Source organism: Enterococcus sp. C50 (assembly GCF_040887505.1).
GTDB classification, from domain to species: domain Bacteria; phylum Bacillota; class Bacilli; order Lactobacillales; family Enterococcaceae; genus Enterococcus_B; species Enterococcus_B thailandicus.
In genome coordinates, this window is the sequence record NZ_JBFOFW010000002.1 from 164,869 (window position 1) to 184,952 (window position 20,084).

The following is a 20,084-nucleotide window of genomic DNA, read 5'->3' on the forward strand; positions in this document are numbered from 1 at the left end:
TTGAAAACGGCATCAATGAAAACTCACTAAAGGAGGGTTTGTATGAATGCTCGCCAGAAAGAAATCATCCATTTATTAACAATCAATCAACACGGCTTAACTGCAAGTGACGTAGCTAAACATCTTCACATTGATCGAAGTAATGCAAGCCGTTATTTAAGTGATCTATATAAAGAGCGACAAATCATGAAAACCGCTGGTCGTCCGGTGGTTTATTCTATGTCCAAAGAAGCAAAAGAAGAAGTCCATGTTGATTCATCAACACAAGTAACCTTTGAAACATTAGTAGGAGAAAACGAATCGCTAAAAGTGAGTATCCAACAAGCAAAAGCAGCGATTCTCTATCCACCAAGAGGCTTACATACAATTATTTTTGGGGAAACAGGTACAGGGAAATCTATGTTTGCAGAATGTATGTATCATTTTGCGATGGACTCTGAAACTTTGGCACCTGATGCACCGTTTGTTTCATTTAACTGTGCTGATTATGCACAGAATCCTCAATTGCTGTTTGGACACATTTTTGGGATCAAAAAAGGCGCCTACACGGGAGCTGCAGAAGACAGCCCAGGGTTAATTGCAAAAGCAGATGGCGGAATTTTGTTCCTTGACGAAATCCATCGACTTCCACCTGAAGGTCAAGAAATGTTGTTTACTTTTATTGATAAAGGAATCTATCGACCATTAGGTGAAAGTGCGCAAGTTCATGAAGCAGCTGTGCAAATTATAGGTGCTACGACGGAGTCTTCTGAAAGTTTCTTGACGACGTTTAATCGTCGTATTCCGATGGCAATTACATTGCCAAACTTAGCTTCACGTTCATTGGATGAACGGTATGAAATTATTTCGCTCTTCATTAAACAAGAGGCTAATCGATTGAATCAACGCATCGACATTGAACGAGAAGCGATTTTAGCATTTATGCTCTATGATGCAGAAGGAAATATCGGTCAAGTGAAACGTGATTTAAAATTAGTTTGTGCCAAATCATTTCTGCATTACCGCACGCATAATGAACAAAAGTTGATTATTCGTAAAGAAGAACTTTCGTTACAAGTTCAAAAAGGCTTATTAAAAATCAAGGAACTTCCAGAGCGCTTAGATCATTTTATCGAAAGTAAAAGCCAATACTTGACCTTTGAGCCAGGATTGGCAGATGTTGTTTGGTCACAAGATCCTGAACGTAATATGCAAGTTTATAATGACATTGAAGAAAAAGTAGCTAGTTTGGCTGAAACTGGTGTGGAAAGTATCGATTTAGAAGCGCTGATTTCAAAAGATGTCGATGAATACTTTGAAACCTATGTCGAAGAGCTAACGCAAAGTAATATTCCTAAGGATTTGTTGCCAGATGATATCTGGCAGTTGACGAACCAATTATATGATGTGGCAGAAGAACGATTGGATCGGATTTATAATGAAAAAGCACGGTTTGCTTTTGCTTTACATTTACAAAGTACATTGGATCGCGTACGTGATGGACACATGATTGTTCATCCGGATTTGAATAATATCCGTAAGCACTTTAAGAAAGAATTTCAAGTCGCAATTGATTTGTCTACTATTATTGAAGACGAATGCGAAGTTGAGATTCCGTTTGATGAGATAGGCTTCATCAGTATGTTTTTATCAATCAATTTAGGTGAGAGCGAGCGGGTCAAAGAAAATAATGTCGATGTCCTTGTGTTGATGCATGGGCGCCAAACGGCTTCCAGTATGTTGGAGATGGCGCAGGAACTTCTTGGAACTAAAATCGGGGCAGCCTTTAACATGCCGCTTGCTATGGAAGTGCAAACGATGTACGAAGAAGTCTTAGCTTACGTGAAAGCTCGTCAAGCACAACTAAGCAATGGATTACTGTTATTAACTGATATGGGTTCCTTAAACACATTTAGTAATTTGATTTATGAAGAGACCGGTGTTCGGACAAAAGCAATTACGATGACAAGTACGATGATTGTGATTGAAGCAATCCGAATGGCGAATGTGGGAAGAAGTTTAGAAGATATTTATCAAAATATCCAGTTATCCTTTGAATCAATTGTTCGTGACCAATTCAAGTTGGGTGATGTGGCAGATAATCAACGTAAAAAAGCAGTTATCGTGACTTGCTTTACTGGTGAGGGCGTAGCCGCGAAGCTTTACCAACGGATTGCACCAGTTATCAATCAACAAAAAGTTGAGTTGATCCAAATGCAATTTTTAGAAAGAGAGTCCTTCAAAAAACATATTGATGCTCTTTTAGAAGAATACGAGATTAAAGCAATTGCTGGGACGGTGGATGTGGATTATCAAAATATCCCGTTCTTTTCAGCATATGATATTTTCAATGATGAGAAGTTGAACACATTGAAACGAATGGCTGACGATGAAATCCCAATTGATAAGATTGTCTATTCTTTAAAAGACTCGTTATCAGCCATTCCGGCAATCGATGAACTGATTTATTCCTTACAAAGGGTAGTTCAACAAGTTCAAACAGATATTTCAATCATCGTGGAGCCAGGAGTCGATGCAGGAATCTTGATTCATTTAGCATTTATGATTGACGCTCTTATCAAAAATGAAGAGAGCCGTGTCTTTAAACAACTGCCAGAATTTGCTAAGAAATATCGACTTGAGATGGATATGGTTCGTACAAATTTAATGCCGTTAGAAAGAAAGTATCAAATCAAAATCTCGGAAGATGAGATTGCGTATCTTACACAGATGTTTCTGGAAAATAAGATTAAAAATGAATAGAGTATACAGTACAGCACACTAATCGTTGTTTTGCACACAAAACCAATAGTGTGCGCACTGTTTTTGAAGGGTAAAAGGCGTGAAAACGCTATTTTAGCCTTTTTTTTTATTGGCACGCTTCTTGCATTATAATAAAGTGTAAAACAAATTAGAGGGAGTGGAGAAAATGGTGAAAAAAACGATCATGTTAGTTTGTTCCGCTGGAATGAGCACAAGCCTACTTGTAACAAAAATGCAAAAAGCAGCTGAAGAAAAAGGAATCGATGCAGATATCTTTGCAGTTTCAGCTTCAGATGCAGACAACAATTTGGAAGCAAAAAATGTAGACGTACTCTTATTAGGACCTCAAGTCCGCTTCATGAAATCCCAATTTGAACAGAAATTAGCGCCAAAAGGTATTCCTTTAGATGTAATCAACATGCAAGACTATGGCATGATGAATGGTGCAAAAGTACTTGAACAAGCAGAAAGTTTAATGAAATAACTGATTAAGAAATTTGGAGGAAGACAAACGTGGAAGATCAACAAAATTTAGAAGCCATCATGGGTTTGATTATGTATGGTGGTAACGCAAAAAGTGATGCGATGGAAGCAATCGCGGCAGCGAAACAAGGTGACTTTACCTTAGCAGATCAAAAAATCGCAGATGCTGAGGAATCACTAGTCCAAGCACATCATTCACAAACAGAAATGCTAACACAAGAAGCACAAGGAAATCATGTACAAGTGACTTTATTAACGGTTCATAGCCAAGATCACTTGATGACTTCGATTGCGTTTACAGATTTAGCAAAAGAAATTATTGATATTTATCGTCGCTTAGGAAATGAGTAATACTTCTTTTTTGAACGGGAGAAGTTATACGCCAACACCTTCTTTTTTGAACGGAAGAAGAAAAAAATTTTGAACGGATTTTTTAACTTGGTATAGGGAGGCAACTCTTTGTATAAATAAACTTATAGGAGGAACAATAAAATGAACGGATTAACAGCTTGGATGGAGAAACACATCCTACCGGTTGCCGCTAAAATTGGCGCGCAGAAGCACTTAGTTGCTTTACGTGACGCTTTTATCGGTACAATGCCTGCAACGATGGCAGGGTCTGTTGCTGTAATGATCAATGCAATCATTCGTGATTTGCCACAGCAATTTATTAGTACTTATGCAGATAGTTTGGCAGCAGACAAAGGTTTCTTTGCAGTATTAAATGTTATTATTGGTATCAACGGCTTTGTTTGGAACGGAACACTAGCTATCGCAGGTTTGATTTTTGCCTTTTCTTGGGGCTATAACTTAGCACGAGCTTATGGTGTAAATGACCTAGCAGGTGGTATCGTAGGTTTAGCAACGTTGATTCAAGGGATCGCGTTTGGTCCTTCTCTTTCAGCAGCGCTAAATGTGGATGTTCCAGCAAATGTAGCAGAAGCAATCAACAATAGTGGTGTTGGTGCGACTGTAGCAGATGGTACATTATCTGTTGGTTTATGGGGTTGGTTGAATTTAAATCACCTAAATGGAAATGCTTACTTCACTGTTATGATTATGGGTGCCATTTCTGTTATTATTTTCTGTAAATTGATGTTAGCTGACATTACAATCAAAATGCCTGATTCAGTACCACCGGCAGTTTCTAAAGCATTCGCAGCTATTTTGCCAGCAACAATCGCTTTATATGTAATTGCAATTATTAACTATGTTGTCGGACGTTTCACTGATGGTCAATTGATTATTGACTTAGTTCAAAAATACATTGCTGAACCATTCCTTGGTTTATCACAAGGGATCGGCGCTGTATTAATCGTTACAGTCTTTGTGCAAATTTTCTGGTTCTTTGGGATTCATGGTCCAAACGTATTGGCACCAGTGCTAGAAGGTATCTGGGGACAAGCACAATTGATCAATATCGATATTTTCCAAAAAGGTTACAATGGAAAAACAGGTACACCAGCTGTTTTAGATGCTATTGAAGACGGCAAAGCTTACATGTGGGTTCGTGGTTCATTTGATGCGTTCGCTTGGTTTGGTGGTTCAGGTGGGACAATCGTTCTCTTGATTGCTATCTTGATTTTCTCAAAACGTGCGGATTATCTAACAGTTGCAAAACTGTCAATTGGACCTGGTCTTTTCAATATCAATGAACCAGTAATGTTTGGTTTACCAATCGTATTGAACGCAATCATGTTCATTCCTTTCTTGATTGCGCCAGTTGTTGCGACAGCAATTGGTTGGGTAGCAACTTACCTAGGTCTGGTCGCACCGGTATCGCAACAAGTAACATGGGTTGTACCGCCATTCTTACTATCATTCTTAGCAACAGGGGCAGACTGGCGTGCGCCAATCGTAACCTTAGTATGTATGGTCGTGACCTTCTTAATCTGGGCACCATTTGTTATTGCAGCAAACAAAATGGACCCTAATGCTGGGGAACAATAATTAACTAAAGATAGACTGCTGACGCTTCCAGTGAGGTGGAGGCAGTCTTTTTTGTAAATATTAGGAGGACAAATCAATGATTACAATCGCAAGTGCAATGCAGCAAGATGCTATCAAAGAACTTTTAGAAGGATTTAACGAAGATGGAATTAGCTTCCAATTTAAAGAAAAACAAGGGATTAAGCTAATGTTTGAAACAACAGCAAGTGATCCAGAAGTAGCCGCTAAAAAGGCAAAAGAACTAATCAAAGCGCAACCTTGGGGCACAGTTTTATATTTCCAAGCAACTGCAGTATAATAAAAGTGTTTGAAAGATAGGATGGTTTAAATGATAAAAAATGGCTTATTTTTATGTAGTATTGGCTCTTTAGTGTTATTGTATAGTCTAAACCCCAATACCCAAAGTTATGATTTATATAGTATGGTTACGGGCTTGTTTTTGTTAGGTTTAGGTATCTATTTCTTTAAAAAAGGAAAGAAAAAAGAAGTAAAGGAGAAAAATAACTAATGGAACTTACAAAAAAATTGAATATTCCGGCATCGTTCTTTTACGATAAAGTTATGGACTCTGTTCTTTTTGATGTGCGTAAAGCAACAGGGAAAAGCATCACACGTAAACAGCTAAATAACTTTGAATATGTAAAAGTATTTTCTAAATCAAGCCGTGCTCGAATCAAAATCGAGGAAGTTATCGAAAATCAATCTTATAAATTTCGGACATCAACGACCAAAAATGATTTTGTTGTTCACTATCAAATCAAACCAATCGATGATTCCTCATGTGAAATCCGTTATACGGAACAAATGACTTCGCATGGCGTATTACAAAAATTGAATGATATGGTTTTGGGCACAATCTTGATGTATTTCAAACGTCGCCAATTCAAAAAAATGTTGACGATGATTGAAGAAACGTATTAGGTTATCATTACATGACAAAAAGAAAAAGCAAGTTGTAAATGAACTGATTGAGCGTGGATTGGAGTTTGCAAGTAACCAAACTTCAAGCGAGTTATCAATCAGTTTTTTGTGTAGGAGGAGTAGCAAGAATGAATAAAAAGGTCAAGGAATTAGGCAGTGCACAAATCGACGAGATGTTTGATTTAGCTGCTTACGCATTTAATTTTGAAGATACGTTTGAACGGCGGGAACGATTTCAAACCATCGCAGAACACTCATGGAATTATGGTTTTTTCAATGAAGAAGAACAATTGATGAGCCAAGTAATGGCTACACCGTTTCCGGTTGCTTTTCATGGGAAAGAACTGTTGATGGCTGGAATTGGTTATGTTGCTTCGTATCCGGAGGCAAGAGGGCAAGGTGGTATCAATCAAATCATGGAACAAATCCTTACTGATTGTCGAGAAAGAGATGTGACATTGTCTTATTTAGCACCATTTTCTTATCCTTTTTATCGTCGTTATGGCTATGAACTGTTATTTGAAAAAGTTCATTATGAATTAGCTAGTCGTGATTTCCCCGCAGTCAAAAAAGTACCGGGAAAGATGGTTCGGACTTCGTTTGACCAGGCACAAGAAGCAATAGCAAAAATTTATCCTAAAATGGCTGACAATCAACGTGGTGCAGTTGCACGGGAAGCTTGGTGGATTGATTTTAAATTCCGCCAAAAGAAAGGACATCAGTTTGCATTGTATTATGATGAAGCTGGTGCAGTAGCAGGTTATTTAGTTTATCGTTTGGATACACCAACATTTACCATTGTAGAATGGGGCTATTTGACACACACTGCGTTTCAGGCGCTTGCTCGCTTTGTTGGTTCACACAGTGGGGCATTTGAAACATTTGCATTTGCTTGTGGCTACGCTGGCAATAATCTGAATACACTACTTGCCAATCCTTTTGCAAAAACAACAATCACACCAGATATGATGGCAAGAATCGTTGACTTAGCTAAATTTTTAGCTGCTTATCCATTTCCAAAAACACAAGTGGTTTTTGCTGTTGAAGTAACAGAAGATGCTTACGCAAGTTGGAATGAAGGTATCTTTGAAGTGGTCCTAGTTGACGGTGAAGTTCGTGTCAATCCCGTAACAGACTCTATGTTGCCAAGAGTTAGTGGGACAATCCAAAGTTTAACGCAATTATTTATGGGTTATAAAAAAGTTCAAGAATTGGTTTTCCAAGAAAAATTGATTTGTTCAGAAGCGTTAGTTGAAAAATTGGCGGAACTGATTCCAGATCAAAAACCTGTTTTAAACGATTATTTCTAAAAAAAGGGTCAGACAAAATGCGATGCACTTTGCCTGACTCTTTTTTTAAACGTTTATTTGTTCATAAAATTTTTTCGTCCGTGTTTTATCACGGACACAATCAGTTCCTACTGAGTGGGTTTTTTCTTAAACTTGAATTTTTTATTTGGCGGTTGAGGATGATCTTCTTTATGTTCCTGGATAGCAGCTTTTGAAATTTTTTCCCGATCTTTCTTTGAGGCATCGAAACGTTCAGCATAGATTTTTTCTTTCGGCTTTTCTGTCATCAAATATTCCTCCTAAGCATAAGACTTATTCATACTCTAAGTGTAGCATCAGCGAGTAGAAGATTGCGAATAGTTTGCTTTGAGAAGAAAAAACGTAAGAAATACTTCGTTTTTTGTCAGGGGAAGGCTTGCAAGAAAAAAACAAAACAGCTACAATAATTCTGTTGGACTTAAATTGTTCAAAGTAGTTTTTATGTTTCTTTATGTTTCAATTAATTGTTAAAAAGTTCCCTTAGTTAAATGGATATAACAAATCCCTCCTAAGGATTAGTTGCTGGTTCGATTCCGGCAGGGAACGTAATGGCTTAAAAAGTTAGCCTCTAAAACTTACTTCTAAAAGTTAGTTTTAGAGGCTTTTTGTTTACTTTTGGTCCCCAATTTGTGCCAAACAAGTTTTTTATTCGTAGAGAGAGTGTAGTTTTCTCAATTTTTTGAGAAATCTGAATAAAAAAATCATTTTTAATTGTTAAAATAATTACTGAAATCTGCTGCATTGCACCTGGGTTTTGAAAGCATACCCATCAAGTCAGTAAAGAACCCTCCACGCCGTGTCGTAGAGGGTTCTTTTTATCAGATAAATACCTTGGTTAGAAAAAAGCTATGCCCAATCACCATTTCTAAAGATTGGAACAGTTGAACCATCTTCGCGAATACCGTCTATATCCATTTGATTAGAACCAACCATGAAGTCTACGTGGGTTTGGCTACGGTTCAAGCCAGCATCAGCTAGTTGTTCTTCGGTCATTTCTGTTCCGCCTTTTAAGCTGAATGCGTAAGCCGAACCAAGTGCCAAGTGATTTGAAGCATTTTCATCAAATAAAGTGTTGAAGAAAATAATACCAGATTGGGAAATGGGTGACGGATCTGGAACAAGAGCAACTTCACCTAAATGACGTGCGCCTTCATCTGTGTCTAATAGTTTTGCTAAAACTTCTTCGCCTTTTTCAGCAGAGAAGTCAATCACTTTTCCATCTTTGAAGGTAAATTTCATTCCTTCGATGATTGTTCCAGCATAGCTTAAAGGTTTCGTGCTAGAAATAAATCCATCTACACGACGACTGTCAGGAGCTGTGAAAACTTCTTCAGTAGGCATGTTTGCCATGAATTTTTCGTTGCGTGCGTTCAAGCTGCCAGCACCTTCCCATAAATGGTTTTTCGGTAGACCAATAATTAAGTCAGTTCCTGGTGCGGTATAGTGTAAAGCAGTAAATTGTTCTTGATTTAATTCATTTGCTTTTTTCGCTAATTTTTCATCGTGATTTTTCCATGCGCGTACAGGATCTTCTTCATAAATGCGAGTAGTTTTGAAAATTTCGTCCCAAAGTGCATCGACTTGTTCGGACTCAGGTAAATCAGGAAACACTTTGGCTGCCCATTGTTTGCCAGCAGCAGCGACGACTGTCCAACTTACTTTGTTTGCTTGAGTTGCTTTACGTAAATTGATCATTGCTTTACCAACAGCGCTTTGATAACTCGCTACACGATCGCCATCAACACCAGCTAGAGAATCCGGGTCAGCAGAAACAACGCTAATTCGACTAGCCCCTTTTTCTACCCAGTCATTTGTTTGGTCGATTTTGTATTGTGGGACATTTTCGATACGGTCTGTTGCAGCATGAGTTAAAAATTCTTTTTGAATAGTATCGTCTGTCCATTGTACGATGACTTCCGCAGCTCCTAATTGGTAGGCTTCCTGTGTAATCAGACGTGCTAATGGTGCTTGGTCAACGCTGATTTGTAGAACAACGGTTTGTCCTGCTGAAACATTGACACCAGTTTCAGTGATTAGACGTGCATATTTCTCAAGGTATTTATTAAAATTTGCTAACATGTATATTACTCCCCCTCATTATTTGATTTAATAACCAGTAATATGATAACATTTATTAATAGTAGAAACAATTAGTAAATAAGGAATGGATATGTTGGATTTTATGATTTTTATAAAAACGGAAACCAAGAGTATTCCTGTGATAAAAGGGTGGACGAAGAGTAAAAAAACAAATTTTGCATATCAAAAAAAACGTGTTACAATTAAAATAACCTATAGGTGGAAGCGTTATAAATAATTTTTGAGGAGATTAAAAAATTATGGCAAGAAAAAAGACGATTACCAGAGAGCAGATTTTAGCTGCTGCGTATGAAGTGGTTGCTACAGAGGGTTTTTCAAGATTTACTGCAAGAAATATTGCCAGTAAAATGAAATGTTCGACACAGCCAATTTATTTGGAATTCAAAAATATGGATGATTTAAAAACAGAGTTATTTGAACAAATTTATAGTTATCTAAGCAATGAAGTTTTTCCAGTTGAACACACAGGGCATAAAATCATTGATTTAGCGTACAATTACATTCATTTTGCCAATCGTGAGAAAAAATTGTATCGTTCTTTATACTTGGAAGAGTATGGTGGAGGGGAAGAGATGCAAGAATTTTCTTATAATTATTTCACGAATGCAGTCAAACAAGATGTTGCATATGCAAATTTATCAAAAGAACAAATCGAATCACTTCATAATGGTACTTGGATCGTCGCAACTGGGATTGCTGCATTGATGTCTTCAGGAATTATTCACCCAACTGATGCTCAAATTGAAAAATTGATTCAAGATAGTATCGATGCAATTCTTGTACAGGAAGAACCAATCAAGGTAAATTATTAGTGTGACTTTATGCTGTACATTGTTTTTACATAAGCTAGTTGAATCATTTTTTGAAAAAGAGCTTGGACAAAAGAAGCCTAAACAGAAAAAAAGCCTAAAATTCGTTTTTTAAAACGCTGATTTTAGGCTTTTCTTAATTAAAAAATGTAGTAAGAATAGCTGAATTTTTGGTTTTGTCCCAGACTCTTTATTGTTTTTAGTGCGTAACGAGTAAGTAGAAAAAATCGGTAAAACTAAAAACCGCTAAAAATCAAACAGTGATTTTTAGCGGTTTTCTTACATATATTTGAGTAGTTGAAACTAGTTTGCTTTAGCGACAAGTGCTTTGGCAAAGGCTTCAAGATTTTCGATGTCTTCTTCTTCAGCGTTCAAGTCCACTTTGACATTTTCTGCTCCTTTTGTTGCCCCCGTTTTGGCAAAGACAGCATCAAAGTCATCTACAGATTTACAAAATTCATCATAAAATGTATCGCCAGAACCACAAACGCCATAAATTTTTCCTTCAAGGTCAACTTCTTGCAAGTCTTCATAAAAATCAACAATCTCATCTGGTAGTTCACCATCACCATATGTATAGGTTGCGACAACACAAATGTCTGCGTCTTCAAATTCATCTGCATCTACTTGGGTACATTCATTGATTTCTACATCAATATCTAAATTTTCAAAAGCTTCTGCTACAATATCAGCAATTTCTTCAGTATTGCCGGTCATGCTTGCATAAACGATTTTTGCTAAAGTCATGATTTGCCTCCTAATTTATCAACGATTTTAACTTAATACGTAAGAATTATACCAAACCATGCGTAAAAAAGAAAATAGAACTCGATGAGATGATAACTGTGATTTGGCTAAACGTTGGTAACTATGGTAAAATGAGAACGATTTGTAAAAAGGAGACGAGAGAATGATTACATTAAAATCAGCACGTGAAATTGAAACAATGGCAGAGTCTGGCGCCTTATTAGCAGACGTGCATAAAAACTTACGCGATTTTATCAAGCCTGGTATTACAAGCTGGGATATTGAAGTTTTTGTCAGAAATTATATTGAAAGCCACGGTGGAATTGCTGCCCAAATCGGCTTTGAAGGTTACGAATATGCGACATGTATTAGTATTAACGATGAAATTTGTCATGGATTTCCTCGCAAAAAACCACTAGAAAGTGGCGATTTAGTTAAAGTTGATATGTGTATTGATTTAAAAGGTGGCATTTCTGATTCTTGTTGGGCGTATGTCGTTGGCGAATCAACACCTGAAATCGATCATTTAATGGAAGTAACAAAAAAAGCATTATACCTTGGGATTGAACAAGCGAAAGTCGGCAATCGCATTGGAGATATTGGTCATGCAATCCAAACCTATGTTGAATCTGAAAACTTATCTGTTGTCCGCGATTTCATCGGTCATGGCGTTGGTCCAACGATTCATGAAGAACCAGCTGTCCCTCATTATGGTGAAGCAGGTAAAGGACTTCGATTGAAAGAAGGCATGGTCATTACCATCGAACCAATGGTCAATACCGGAACTTGGAAGATGAAAATGGACCCAAATGGCTGGACTGCATATACGCGTGATGGTGGGTTATCTTGTCAGTATGAACATACTTTGGCGATTACGAAAGACGGTCCAAAAATTTTAACGTCACAAGGTGAAGAAGGCACATACTAATAACAAAAGTATAGGGGAAATAAATGGGGATTTGGCAGAAAATTAAAGAAAATAAGGATTTTATGCGCTTTATCGAAACAACGCAAAAGCGAATGAATGATTCGGAAATTGGAACAACTTCTGTGGTTGTTGCTTATTACTTGTTGTTATCGTTGTTTCCGCTGATTATTGCATTTGGCAACGTATTGCCTTTTTTGAATATTGATCCAAATACAGTGTTAACTTATGTTCGAGAGGTTATGCCTGAAACGATTTACCAATTTATTGGCCCTGCAATCAAAGATCTACTGACGCAAAGCTCTGGCGGATTGCTTTCAATTTCTGCATTAGCTGCGCTTTGGTCAGCAAGTCAAAGTATCAACGCATTACAAATTGCAATGAATAAAGCCTATGGTGTGGACAATCGAAAGAACTTTTTGATTGTCCGCCTTGTTTCATTAGTGGTCATTGTCTTATTTATGGTTGCGATAGGTGGGGTGACAATCGTCTTAGGGTTAGGAAACTTGATTCTTGAAGCAATTCAACCGATTTTTCAGTTTCCGCTACATTTGATTGATCAGTTCCAAGCTTTGAAATGGCCTGTAACATTAGTTGCGCTATTTGTGATTTTGTTTTTGATTTATTTGATTGTGCCTAATGCACAATTGAAGTTAAAAACGATTTTACCTGGAACAATCTTTGCCACGGTTGGCTGGATGTTGTTGTCGCAGGTCTTTGGGATCTATGCGAAGTATTTTGCTTCACGTGTCAGCGGTTATCAAATCATTGGAAGTTTCATCGTTTTGATGCTGTGGTTGAACTTTGCTGCCACGATTGTTATTCTTGGTGGAATCATTAATGCGGTTGTTCAAGAGTATGTATTGGGGAGTCAGGCGACACGTCGTAAAGGCCCGCTTAATCGTTGGGTTGAAAAAATAAAAAATAAAATTTCTAATAAAAAAACGTAAATTCTTACGTTCTTTTACTCGACTTATTGTAAACTATTAGTAGTGTTTTATAATAACGGGAAAACTCTCAAGTTAAAGTAGGTGTCCAGATGCTTGTTTCGTTTAGTATGGTCGTTAGGTTTTTTCTAACGATAGTATTATCGTTGATTTTAACACCAATATTTAAAATAATTTCTGTCCAAACAGGAATGGTCGATAAACCGAACGCGCGAAGAATCAATACAGTACCGATGCCAAGTGCCGGAGGGTTGCCAATTTTTATATCTTTTGTTATTTCAACGTTGATTTTGTTTCATGATATTATTCCAAGATTTTATATTGTACCAATTTTATTAGCAGCGTTGATTATTATCATTACGGGGGTATTAGATGATCGATTTGAGTTGACACCAAAACAAAAGAGTGTCGGGATCTTATTCGCTTCACTTGTTATCTACTTTTTAGCGGGTATTCATATCGACTCGTTTACTTTACCATTTTTTGGCCATTTTGAACTCGGGTGGTTAAGCTTTCCAGTAACAATCTTTTGGATTTTCGGTATTACGAATGCCGTGAATTTGATTGATGGATTGGATGGGTTGGCTGCGGGAGTATCACTTATTGGGTTGACTACAATTGGAATCATTGGGTATTTCTTTTTGCATTCATCCACTGTGTATATTCCAATTGTTATTTTCTGTTTAGTAGCGAGTATCATCGGCTTCTTCCCGTATAATTTTTATCCTGCTAAGATTTATTTGGGGGATACAGGTGCATTATTTTTAGGGTTTATGTTGGCTGTTTTATCTTTACAAGGGTTAAAAAATGTAACGTTTGTTTCATCAATTTCTTTATTGATTGTTTTGGGTGTTCCAGTAACGGATACTTTTTTTGCAATCGTTCGTCGCAAGGCAAACCGAGTATCTTTTTCAACTGCGGATAAAAAGCATTTGCATCACCGCTTATTAAGCTTAGGCTTCACACACAAAGGAGCAGTTTTGGCGATTTATGCGATGGCATTAATGTTTTCTTTCACAGCAATGATCATGAATTATGCTGGTCAGGTCGGGACAATTGTTCTGGTACTAGTAATGTTATTTGCGATTATTTTGTTACTGGAGTTAATCGGGTTGATTGGTGAGAAACATCAATTTATTTTGAAAACTTTACGATTTTTGGGAAATAAAGAATATCGTACGCAAGTACTGCAGAAATATTTGAAGAAATGGGACCATCATTAGATGAATAAAAAATTAGAACAGCCGGTCCTAATCAGTATAGTGACCGCAAATAGTCAAAAGATTTTTCGTACATTAGATACCTTGATTGCAACCATTGGTGAAAACCCAGCAATTGAGATCATTATTTTTGATAATAACTCCTCGCCTGAATATCAGGCTAAATTGAAGGAGTATTTACACTATCCTTATCTACACATTAACTTTCATCAGGAAAACAGTGGTTTTGGTTACGGACATAATCAAAATCTGTTGAACAGCAAGTATCGCTATGCTGTTATTTTTAATCCGGATATTTTGGTAGACGAGCAAACAATTACCGAAGTTGTTGAGTTACTGGTTGAACACCCTGAATGTGCGATGCTAGCACCTAAGATTTTAAACGAGGATGGTTCTATTCAATATTTGATTCGTGAACGCCTAGATGTTTTTGATTATATGCTGCGTTTCATTCCCTTTAAATGGGTGAAAAAGTTGTTTGATAAACGATTGGCTAAGTTTGAGTGCAGGGATCTTCCGCTAAATCAAAATAGTTATGTTCGTATGATTTCTGGGAGTTTCATGGTCGTTGACACAGTGAAGTTTACTGAAGTTGCAGGATTTGATTCTCGCTATTTTATGTACTTTGAAGACAATGATTTGTGTTTGAAATTTGAACAAGCGGGTTACAAATTACTGTATACCCCAACGCACTCAGTCGTTCATTTATATGGAAAAGGTGCACATCGTAATTTTAAATTATTCCGAATTTTTATGTCTTCGATGGCAAAATTTTTCCATAAGTGGGGGTGGCGTTTTTTCTAATGAAACCAACTAATTTAGTTGTTGTCGTATTGTATCAGCAACCCATAGAAAAAACACCTTCTTTTGCTCTATTATCACAAGCTGTGGTGGATCAAAAAATCCAACTCGTTATTTTTGATAACAGTCCAACGGAGCAACACCATTCATTGTTTGAAAAAAAGTTCGTGAATTACTATCATGATGCGCAAAATCCGGGATTGGCAGCAGCATACAACTATGCACTGTCGCAAGCTAAACCCACGATTCAACGACTGATTACGTTGGATCAAGATACTGTCTTAAATGAAAGCTATTTGGAGCAAATCAGTCAGGTTGAATTTTCAGATGACTGTGTTGTTGCTGTACCGATGATTTTTGATCAAGGGCAACAAATTTCACCTGTTTATGCCGATCAGTATGTTAATCGTACCTATCGAGCAGTTTCTGAAGTAGGGCTGACGGAGCAACGAGTGATGGCAATCAATTCGGGAACAGTTTTTTCAATCTCATTTCTACAAACAATTGGCGGGTTTAATCCTGCTTTTTCTTTAGATTTTTTAGATCATTGGTTTTTTTGGAAAGTTCATCAACTTCACAAAAAAATTGAAATTTTACCAATTCGCTTGGAGCATGACTTATCTGTGCTCAATTATGAAAAAGTATCGACAACAAGATATGAATCGATTTTAGCTGCCGAAACAAAATTTTATCGCGAGTACGATCAAATTCATTGGAAAAAGCATCGTAAGCAGCTGCTGTTAAGAAGCATTAAACAATTTTTGACAGTGAAGAACCGAAAAATTTGGCGTTCAACCTTGCGAGTTTATGTTGAGATGGGGAAGGTGTAAGTTTTTGCGATCTGTTTGCATGGCCACATTTAATGGCGAAAAATATCTGAGAGAACAATTAAATAGCATTTTACGACAGCTTTCTACAACCGATGAGTTAGTTATCTCTGATGATGGTTCAGTTGACAGCACTTGGAATATTTTGCTGGAATACGCACAACAAGATTCACGTATTAAACTATTAAAAGGACCTCAACGTGGACTGATTCAAAATTTTGCTCATGCAATTGAACAAGCAAGTGGGGAAATCATTTTTTTGGCTGACCAAGATGATGTTTGGTTAGACAATAAAGTGAAAAGGATAACGGCTGATTTTGCAGCCCATCCGAAAAGGCAAGTTGTTGTTTCGGACTTGGTGATTGTGGACGAGGATCTTAAAACCATTTATCCCTCTTATTTTACTTATCGGCATTCAAAAGAAGGATGGTTGAATAACTTTGTCCGTAGTCATTATATTGGAGCTGGTATGGCCTTTCGTTCGAGTCTGAAGCCTAAAATCTTACCAATTCCAGATGATGTACCTATGCACGATATGTGGATTGGTTTATTAGGTGGAAATCAGGTCGGATTTATTCGCGAACCGTTGACGTTGTATCGACGCCACGACTTGAACGCAAGTGAGATCCAAACGCATTCCAGTTTTCAACAAAAATTGGCGTGGCGATTTCATTTATTGGTGTCCTACCTAAAAAGAAAGTGGCAGCGACACTAAGTTTAATAAAAAAGTATTAAATGCCAAATAGCTCATGACAAATGTTTGGATTGATGAGATAATAACAAAGTGAAATTTGAAAAAAGGAGCGCTTAAAGCCATGAAGGGAATTATTCTTGCTGGGGGAAGCGGAACACGCTTGTACCCATTGACAAAGGCAACTTCAAAACAGTTGATGCCGATTTACGACAAACCAATGATTTATTATCCAATGTCAACATTGATGTTGGCTGGAATTAAAGAAATCTTGATTATTTCAACACCACAAGATACACCTCGTTTCGAAGAATTATTTGGGGACGGGCATGACTTGGGGATTCAAATTGAGTATGCAGTTCAAGAAAGTCCTGATGGTTTAGCACAAGCTTTTATCATTGGTGAAGAATTTATTGGCGATGACAGTGTCTGCTTAGTTTTAGGCGACAATATCTACTATGGTGGCGGTCTATCTAAAATGTTGCAGCGCGCTGCAGCAAAAGAAAGTGGCGCAACGGTGTTTGGGTATCATGTAAATGACCCTGAACGCTTTGGAGTTGTTGAATTTGATGAGAACATGAATGCTTTGTCAATCGAGGAAAAACCAACTCAACCAAAATCAAACTATGCTGTTACAGGTCTTTATTTCTACGATAACGATGTCATTTCAATTGCAAAAGACATTAAACCATCTGAACGTGGTGAATTAGAAATCACAGATGTCAATAAAGCATACCTAGAAAAAGGAACTTTATCTGTTGAATTGATGGGACGTGGGTTTGCTTGGTTAGATACAGGTACACACGAATCACTACTTGAAGCTTCAACATTTATTGAAACCATTGAAAAACGTCAAAATTTAAAAGTAGCTTGTTTAGAAGAAATTGCTTATCGCATGGGCTACATTACGAAAGAACAATTGTTTGCATTAGCGCAACCATTGAAAAAAAATCAATACGGTCAATATTTATTAGCTTTGGCCGCTGAATAGGGAGTCTGACAACATGAAAGTAACTGATACAAAATTAACAGATGTCAAGATTATCGAAATGGATGTTTTTGGTGATCACCGTGGCTTTTTTACTGAGAGCTATTCAAAAGCAAAATTTGAAGAACATGGGTTGACTTATGACTTTGTTCAAGATAATCACTCTTTATCTGCTGAAGCCGGCGTACTACGTGGCTTACACTTTCAAAAAGGAGAATCTGCTCAAACAAAATTGATTCGTGTAGTCACTGGAGCAGTTTTAGATGTGGTCGTTGATATTCGTAAAGGCAGCCCAACTTATGGACAATGGGACGGCTTTATTTTATCCGAACATAACCATCGTCAACTACTTGTTCCTAAAGGATATGCGCATGGATTCGTTACGCTGACACCAGATGTCAACTTCCTTTATAAATGCGATAACTATTATGACGCTGCTGCAGATGGCGGAATTGCTTTTGATGATCCTGAGTTAGCCATTGAATGGCCAATTGACATCAGTAAAGCAATTATGTCAGAAAAGGATCATAACCATCCAACGTTAAAAGAATTTGAAGCAGAAAATCCATTCGTTTATGGCGAAATTTAAACTTTAAAGGAGAACCATTTTAATGAAAAATATCATTGTAACAGGTGGCGCTGGATTTATCGGTTCAAATTTTGTGCACTATGTCGTACAAAACCATCCGGAAGTTCATGTAACTGTTTTAGATAAATTAACTTATGCTGGAAACAAAGAAAATTTAGCGGGATTACCAAGTGATCGGGTAGAACTTGTGGTGGGCGATATTGCTGATGCACCATTAGTTGATCGTCTAGTGAAAGACGCAGATGCAGTTGTTCATTATGCAGCTGAATCACATAACGATAATTCATTAAAAGATCCATTTCCATTTGTTCAAACCAATATTATTGGGACATATACTTTATTGGAAGCTTGTCGAAAATATGATGTGCGTTATCATCATGTTTCAACGGATGAAGTGTATGGCGATTTACCATTAAGAGAAGATTTACCAGGACATGGTGATGGTCCAGGCGAAAAATTTACAGCTGAAACACCATACAATCCTTCTAGTCCTTATTCTTCAACTAAAGCGGGATCAGATTTATTAGTGAAAGCCTGGGTACGTTCATTTGGGTTACGTGCAACAATTTCTAACTGCTCAAATAATTATGGACCTTATCAACACATTGAGAAATTTATCCCACGTCAAATCACTAACGTTTTAAGTGGTATTCGTCCTAAATTATATGGCGACGGCAAAAATGTGCGTGACTGGATTCACACAAACGATCATTCATCTGCTGTTTGGTTAATCTTGACAAAAGGTGAAATTGGCGAAACATATTTGATTGGTGCCGATGGCGAAGAAGACAATAAAGCAGTGATGGAATTGATTTTAGAGTTGATGGGTCAATCAAAAGATGCGTACGATCACGTAAAAGACCGTGCGGGTCACGATTTACGTTACGCAATTGATTCAACTAAATTACGTGAAGAACTTGGCTGGAAGCCAGAGTTCACGAATTTCCGTGATGGTTTAGCGAATACGATCAAGTGGTATGAAGAAAATGAAGACTGGTGGAAAAAAGAAAAAGAAGCCGTAGAAGCAGCATATGCCAAAAATGGTCAATAACAATTATTGATGAGATAAAAGTGTGAGGCAGGCGCTAGCCTGTCTCTTTTTTCAAACAAATTTAAAGGAGCGAAAAACAATGTTTTTATTAACTGGAGGAAATGGCCAATTAGGTACAGAATTGCGCCATCTATTAGATGAAAAAAATCTACCATATGTTTCGACAGATGCGAAAGAATTAGACATTACTGATGAAAAAGGAACCATGGAATATATCGCCGAATTGAAACCGGATGTTATCTTTCATTGTGCAGCCTACACTGCAGTTGATAAAGCAGAGGATGAAGGCAAAGAATTAGACGAGAAAATCAATGTCGACGGTACAAGAAATGTTGCACTTGCTGCGAAAGCGGTCAATGCTAAATTGGTTTACATTAGTACAGACTATGTATTCGATGGAAAGAAAGAACAAGCAGAATACGAAGTGGATGATTCAACTAATCCGTTGAACGAATATGGTCGAACAAAACTTTTAGGTGAACAAGCTGTCGAAGAAATTTTAGAAGATTATTATATTATCCGTACTTCTTGGGTATTTGGTATCTATGGCCATAATTTTGTATTTACAATGCAACGTCTGGCGGAAACACACGATCGTTTGACAGTTGTAAACGATCAATTTGGACGCCCAACATGGACACGTACACTAGCCGAGTTCATGGTATACGTCATTGAACAAAAAGCACCATATGGCATTTACCACTTATCAAACGAAAACAGTTGCTCTTGGTATGAATTCGCGAAAGAAATCTTAAAAGATACTGACGTGGAAGTAGCACCTGTGACATCAGCGGAATTTCCACAAAAAGCAGTACGTCCACAATATTCTGTGATGAGTCTTAAGAAAGCTGAAAAATTAGGTTTTTCTATTCCAACTTGGCAAGAAGCTTTGGCACAAATGCTGATTGCCGCTGAAGAAGCAAAAGCGTAATTCGTTTCTGCTAGTTTAGGAAACAAAAGAGAAA

The 20,084-nt window shown here is 37.3% G+C and carries 22 protein-coding genes and 1 tRNA gene; 20 read left to right on the forward strand and 3 right to left on the reverse strand.

Annotation, left to right across the window (positions count from 1 at the left end):
* Positions 1–42: 42 nt before the first annotated feature.
* From AB3I20_RS03295 to eis, 8 genes are all read left to right on the forward strand, one after another.
* Positions 43–2,742, forward strand: coding sequence for a sigma 54-interacting transcriptional regulator (locus AB3I20_RS03295; RefSeq protein ID WP_270346152.1), 2,700 nt, complete (start codon positions 43–45; stop codon positions 2,740–2,742).
* A 166-nt stretch (positions 2,743–2,908) separates the two neighbouring features.
* A complete protein-coding gene (locus tag AB3I20_RS03300; RefSeq protein WP_067480601.1) occupies positions 2,909–3,226 on the forward strand; it encodes a PTS sugar transporter subunit IIB in 318 nt (105 codons plus the stop codon).
* Positions 3,227–3,255: 29 nt separating this feature from the next.
* Entirely contained in the window at positions 3,256–3,576 is a 321-nt protein-coding gene (locus tag AB3I20_RS03305; RefSeq protein ID WP_067480603.1) for a PTS lactose/cellobiose transporter subunit IIA, read from the forward strand.
* Positions 3,577–3,717: 141 nt separating this feature from the next.
* The gene (locus tag AB3I20_RS03310) at positions 3,718–5,175 is read left to right on the forward strand and encodes a PTS sugar transporter subunit IIC (RefSeq protein ID WP_067480606.1); all 1,458 of its coding nucleotides are present in this window, start codon (positions 3,718–3,720) and stop codon (positions 5,173–5,175) included.
* Positions 5,176–5,251: 76 nt separating this feature from the next.
* On the forward strand, positions 5,252–5,473 hold the full coding sequence (locus AB3I20_RS03315; RefSeq protein ID WP_067480609.1) for a hypothetical protein: 222 nt from the start codon (positions 5,252–5,254) through the stop codon (positions 5,471–5,473).
* Positions 5,474–5,503: 30 nt separating this feature from the next.
* A complete protein-coding gene (locus tag AB3I20_RS03320; protein WP_067480612.1) occupies positions 5,504–5,683 on the forward strand; it encodes a DUF3188 domain-containing protein in 180 nt (59 codons plus the stop codon).
* A complete protein-coding gene (locus AB3I20_RS03325; protein ID WP_067480615.1) occupies positions 5,683–6,096 on the forward strand; it encodes a DUF3284 domain-containing protein in 414 nt (137 codons plus the stop codon). Before AB3I20_RS03320 ends, AB3I20_RS03325 begins: the two co-directional genes overlap by 1 nt.
* A 128-nt stretch (positions 6,097–6,224) precedes the next feature.
* Positions 6,225–7,406, forward strand: a complete 1,182-nt coding sequence (gene eis / locus AB3I20_RS03330; RefSeq protein ID WP_368026933.1) for an enhanced intracellular survival protein Eis — start codon at positions 6,225–6,227, stop codon at positions 7,404–7,406.
* Between the two features lie 107 nt (positions 7,407–7,513).
* Here eis and AB3I20_RS03335 read toward each other — a convergent pair whose 3' ends face one another.
* Entirely contained in the window at positions 7,514–7,672 is a 159-nt protein-coding gene (locus AB3I20_RS03335) for a hypothetical protein (RefSeq protein WP_197485182.1), read from the reverse strand.
* Between the two features lie 226 nt (positions 7,673–7,898).
* On the opposite strand from AB3I20_RS03335, the gene AB3I20_RS03340 reads away from it, so the two are divergent.
* Positions 7,899–7,970: transfer RNA gene (locus AB3I20_RS03340), tRNA-Arg, on the forward strand.
* Positions 7,971–8,270: 300 nt separating this feature from the next.
* Here AB3I20_RS03340 and AB3I20_RS03345 read toward each other — a convergent pair.
* Entirely contained in the window at positions 8,271–9,503 is a 1,233-nt protein-coding gene (locus tag AB3I20_RS03345; protein WP_095803746.1) for an aminopeptidase, read from the reverse strand.
* Positions 9,504–9,763: 260 nt separating this feature from the next.
* Here AB3I20_RS03345 and AB3I20_RS03350 point away from each other — a divergent pair, with 260 nt between their 5' ends.
* Positions 9,764–10,336: a TetR/AcrR family transcriptional regulator gene (locus tag AB3I20_RS03350; protein WP_368026934.1), complete on the forward strand. Its 573-nt coding sequence runs from the start codon at positions 9,764–9,766 to the stop codon at positions 10,334–10,336.
* A gap of 300 nt (positions 10,337–10,636) precedes the next feature.
* Here AB3I20_RS03350 and AB3I20_RS03355 read toward each other — a convergent pair whose 3' ends face one another.
* Positions 10,637–11,080: a flavodoxin gene (locus AB3I20_RS03355; protein ID WP_075491562.1), complete on the reverse strand. Its 444-nt coding sequence runs from the start codon at positions 11,078–11,080 to the stop codon at positions 10,637–10,639.
* Between the two features lie 163 nt (positions 11,081–11,243).
* On the opposite strand from AB3I20_RS03355, the gene map reads away from it, so the two are divergent.
* The 10 genes from map (at position 11,244) to rfbD (ending at position 20,050) form a co-directional block, all read left to right on the forward strand.
* Positions 11,244–12,008 carry a type I methionyl aminopeptidase gene (gene map, locus AB3I20_RS03360; protein ID WP_067480633.1) on the forward strand — a complete coding sequence of 255 codons (765 nt, stop codon included), beginning with the start codon at positions 11,244–11,246 and terminating at the stop codon, positions 12,006–12,008.
* A gap of 23 nt (positions 12,009–12,031) precedes the next feature.
* The gene (locus AB3I20_RS03365; RefSeq protein WP_067480635.1) at positions 12,032–12,955 is read left to right on the forward strand and encodes a YihY/virulence factor BrkB family protein; all 924 of its coding nucleotides are present in this window, start codon (positions 12,032–12,034) and stop codon (positions 12,953–12,955) included.
* Positions 12,956–13,044: 89 nt separating this feature from the next.
* Positions 13,045–14,175, forward strand: coding sequence for a glycosyltransferase family 4 protein (locus AB3I20_RS03370; RefSeq protein WP_067480639.1), 1,131 nt, complete (start codon positions 13,045–13,047; stop codon positions 14,173–14,175).
* Entirely contained in the window at positions 14,176–14,976 is an 801-nt protein-coding gene (locus AB3I20_RS03375) for a glycosyltransferase family 2 protein (protein ID WP_368026935.1), read from the forward strand.
* Complete coding sequence (locus AB3I20_RS03380; RefSeq protein ID WP_271026832.1) at positions 14,976–15,803, forward strand: glycosyltransferase; 828 nt, start codon at positions 14,976–14,978, stop codon at positions 15,801–15,803. The genes AB3I20_RS03375 and AB3I20_RS03380 overlap by 1 nt, the downstream gene beginning before the upstream one ends.
* A gap of 4 nt (positions 15,804–15,807) precedes the next feature.
* Positions 15,808–16,515 (forward strand): glycosyltransferase family 2 protein, encoded by a 708-nt coding sequence (locus AB3I20_RS03385; RefSeq protein WP_368026936.1) that lies wholly within the window; start codon positions 15,808–15,810, stop codon positions 16,513–16,515.
* 100 nt (positions 16,516–16,615) lie between these two features.
* Positions 16,616–17,482, forward strand: a complete 867-nt coding sequence (gene rfbA, locus AB3I20_RS03390) for a glucose-1-phosphate thymidylyltransferase RfbA (protein WP_067480649.1) — start codon at positions 16,616–16,618, stop codon at positions 17,480–17,482.
* 13 nt (positions 17,483–17,495) lie between these two features.
* Positions 17,496–18,068, forward strand: coding sequence for a dTDP-4-dehydrorhamnose 3,5-epimerase (gene rfbC, locus AB3I20_RS03395; RefSeq protein WP_067480653.1), 573 nt, complete (start codon positions 17,496–17,498; stop codon positions 18,066–18,068).
* 22 nt (positions 18,069–18,090) lie between these two features.
* Positions 18,091–19,119 (forward strand): dTDP-glucose 4,6-dehydratase, encoded by a 1,029-nt coding sequence (gene rfbB, locus AB3I20_RS03400; protein ID WP_071868223.1) that lies wholly within the window; start codon positions 18,091–18,093, stop codon positions 19,117–19,119.
* Between the two features lie 79 nt (positions 19,120–19,198).
* The gene (rfbD, locus tag AB3I20_RS03405; RefSeq protein WP_067480659.1) at positions 19,199–20,050 is read left to right on the forward strand and encodes a dTDP-4-dehydrorhamnose reductase; all 852 of its coding nucleotides are present in this window, start codon (positions 19,199–19,201) and stop codon (positions 20,048–20,050) included.
* Positions 20,051–20,084 lie beyond the last annotated feature (34 nt).

Excerpts from the sequence above, each read along its gene's own strand:
- AB3I20_RS03295 (WP_270346152.1), top strand. The coding sequence starts at position 43 with ATGAATGCTCGCCAGAAAGAAATCATCCATTTATTAACAATCAATCAA.
- AB3I20_RS03300 (WP_067480601.1), top strand. The coding sequence starts at position 2,909 with ATGGTGAAAAAAACGATCATGTTAGTTTGTTCCGCTGGAATGAGCACA.
- AB3I20_RS03310 (WP_067480606.1), top strand. The coding sequence starts at position 3,718 with ATGAACGGATTAACAGCTTGGATGGAGAAACACATCCTACCGGTTGCC.
- AB3I20_RS03315 (WP_067480609.1), top strand. The coding sequence starts at position 5,252 with ATGATTACAATCGCAAGTGCAATGCAGCAAGATGCTATCAAAGAACTT.
- AB3I20_RS03320 (WP_067480612.1), top strand. The coding sequence starts at position 5,504 with ATGATAAAAAATGGCTTATTTTTATGTAGTATTGGCTCTTTAGTGTTA.
- AB3I20_RS03325 (WP_067480615.1), top strand. The coding sequence starts at position 5,683 with ATGGAACTTACAAAAAAATTGAATATTCCGGCATCGTTCTTTTACGAT.
- eis (WP_368026933.1), top strand. The coding sequence starts at position 6,225 with ATGAATAAAAAGGTCAAGGAATTAGGCAGTGCACAAATCGACGAGATG.
- AB3I20_RS03335 (WP_197485182.1), bottom strand. The coding sequence starts at position 7,672 with ATGACAGAAAAGCCGAAAGAAAAAATCTATGCTGAACGTTTCGATGCC.
- AB3I20_RS03345 (WP_095803746.1), bottom strand. The coding sequence starts at position 9,503 with ATGTTAGCAAATTTTAATAAATACCTTGAGAAATATGCACGTCTAATC.
- AB3I20_RS03350 (WP_368026934.1), top strand. The coding sequence starts at position 9,764 with ATGGCAAGAAAAAAGACGATTACCAGAGAGCAGATTTTAGCTGCTGCG.
- AB3I20_RS03355 (WP_075491562.1), bottom strand. The coding sequence starts at position 11,080 with ATGACTTTAGCAAAAATCGTTTATGCAAGCATGACCGGCAATACTGAA.
- map (WP_067480633.1), top strand. The coding sequence starts at position 11,244 with ATGATTACATTAAAATCAGCACGTGAAATTGAAACAATGGCAGAGTCT.
- AB3I20_RS03365 (WP_067480635.1), top strand. The coding sequence starts at position 12,032 with ATGGGGATTTGGCAGAAAATTAAAGAAAATAAGGATTTTATGCGCTTT.
- AB3I20_RS03370 (WP_067480639.1), top strand. The coding sequence starts at position 13,045 with ATGCTTGTTTCGTTTAGTATGGTCGTTAGGTTTTTTCTAACGATAGTA.
- AB3I20_RS03375 (WP_368026935.1), top strand. The coding sequence starts at position 14,176 with ATGAATAAAAAATTAGAACAGCCGGTCCTAATCAGTATAGTGACCGCA.
- AB3I20_RS03380 (WP_271026832.1), top strand. The coding sequence starts at position 14,976 with ATGAAACCAACTAATTTAGTTGTTGTCGTATTGTATCAGCAACCCATA.
- rfbA (WP_067480649.1), top strand. The coding sequence starts at position 16,616 with ATGAAGGGAATTATTCTTGCTGGGGGAAGCGGAACACGCTTGTACCCA.
- rfbC (WP_067480653.1), top strand. The coding sequence starts at position 17,496 with ATGAAAGTAACTGATACAAAATTAACAGATGTCAAGATTATCGAAATG.
- rfbB (WP_071868223.1), top strand. The coding sequence starts at position 18,091 with ATGAAAAATATCATTGTAACAGGTGGCGCTGGATTTATCGGTTCAAAT.
- rfbD (WP_067480659.1), top strand. The coding sequence starts at position 19,199 with ATGTTTTTATTAACTGGAGGAAATGGCCAATTAGGTACAGAATTGCGC.